Source organism: Peribacillus sp. P4_D6, from assembly GCF_056401795.1.
On the sequence record NZ_JBFUIQ010000322.1, the window covers coordinates 1 to 1,465 of the forward strand.

Annotated in this window: 1 protein-coding gene and 1 pseudogene; both read left to right on the forward strand. The window is 41.4% G+C overall.

Features of this window, described 5'->3' with window-relative positions; all coding sequences use genetic code 11:
• Positions 1-261: pseudogene (locus tag AC1DVB_RS27190) on the forward strand (hypothetical protein); the annotation flags it as partial.
• A gap of 433 nt (positions 262-694) precedes the next feature.
• Entirely contained in the window at positions 695-1,357 is a 663-nt protein-coding gene (sdaAB, locus tag AC1DVB_RS27195) for an L-serine ammonia-lyase, iron-sulfur-dependent subunit beta (protein WP_034313754.1), read from the forward strand.
• The last annotated feature ends 108 nt before the right edge of the window (positions 1,358-1,465 follow it).

Consider the following 1,465-nt stretch of genomic DNA (forward strand, 5'->3'; position numbering starts at 1 on the left):
ATCGAGACCGGGGACTTCATGGGAATTGCTGAAGGCACCATCAAGGTGAAGGATACAGACATGACTCAAGCGGCAAAAGATCTTCTTTCCGATATGATTGACGAAGATTCAGAAATCCTTACCATTTTATATGGTGAAGATGCCACTGCTGAAGATGTCGAAAGTCTTGTTGCGTTTTGTAATGAGAATTTCGAAGACGTTGAAGTTGAAGTCCATAATGGGAAACAACCTTTATATTCTTTCATTTTTTCAATTGAATAAGTAGAGAACATGAAAATAAGGGAAACCTATCCGTCATAATGTTTGGAGGATCCCGAAAAAAATAAAAGGCAATAAACTGCATATGTCATTAGGCTATGCAGTTTTATTTTGGCTGTTTTCACATACTTTGTTGCTATTTACCAGGTAGTGAGGGGTGGTTGATTTCCCCTCCAGATGCTCGCTTTCCTTGGTGCGGGCGGTGAGCCTCCTCGGCGTAAACGCCTGTGGGGTCTCACCTGTCCCGCTGCTCCCGCAGGAGTCTCGCACTTCCGCTCCAATCAATCTTAAATAGTTTCGTTTTAAAAACAACAATCTTTACGAAAAGAGCATTTATTTTTATGAAAAGAAGGATTACGGACAGCATAATTGTAATTACAATATATCAGGCTTTATTATTAAACTGACTCCAAGTGAATAGAAGGAGGAGCTAATCATGAAATTTAGAAGTGTATTCGATATAATTGGTCCTGTTATGATCGGCCCCTCCAGCTCCCATACAGCAGGAGCTGCAAGGATCGGTAGGGTTGCCAGGAATTTATTCGACCGGGAACCAAAATGGGCCCATATTTCTTTTTACGGATCGTTTGCCAAAACCTATAAAGGCCATGGAACCGATGTAGCCATTGTAGGAGGCTTGCTTGATTTTGATACATTTGATGAGAGAATCAAAGAATCGCTGGAAATAGCACGCAAAAAGAAAATGAAAATTACATTTCGAGAAGAAGAGGCAGTACCGGAACATCCCAATACAGCAAAAATAACAGTTGGTGATGATGATGGTGAACTGGAACTTGTCGGAATATCGATAGGCGGGGGAAAGATCGAAATCGTCGAATTGAACGGATTTAAATTGAGGCTGTCCGGGCACAACCCTGCCATACTCGTCGTTCATGATGATCGATTTGGTGCCATTGCCAATGTTTCAAACATATTAGCCAAGCATCAAATCAATATTGGCCAAATGGAAGTCTCCCGAAAAGAGAAAGGGCAGATGGCCTTGATGACGATTGAAGTGGACCAAAACCTGGAGGATCACGTCATAGCTGAAATTACAGCACTCCCCAATATCACTCAAGTAGCAAGGATTGTGGATTGATAGAGCAATCGTTTCCACTTAGGAAGGAGAAGAAATCATGTTTCGAAATGTAGCGGAATTAGTAGAATTAGCTGAATCAAAGCAGAAAAAAATTTCAACGCTGATGAT

Coding starts and splice junctions, on each gene's coding strand:
- sdaAB (WP_034313754.1), top strand. CDS start 695: ATGAAATTTAGAAGTGTATTCGATATAATTGGTCCTGTTATGATCGGC.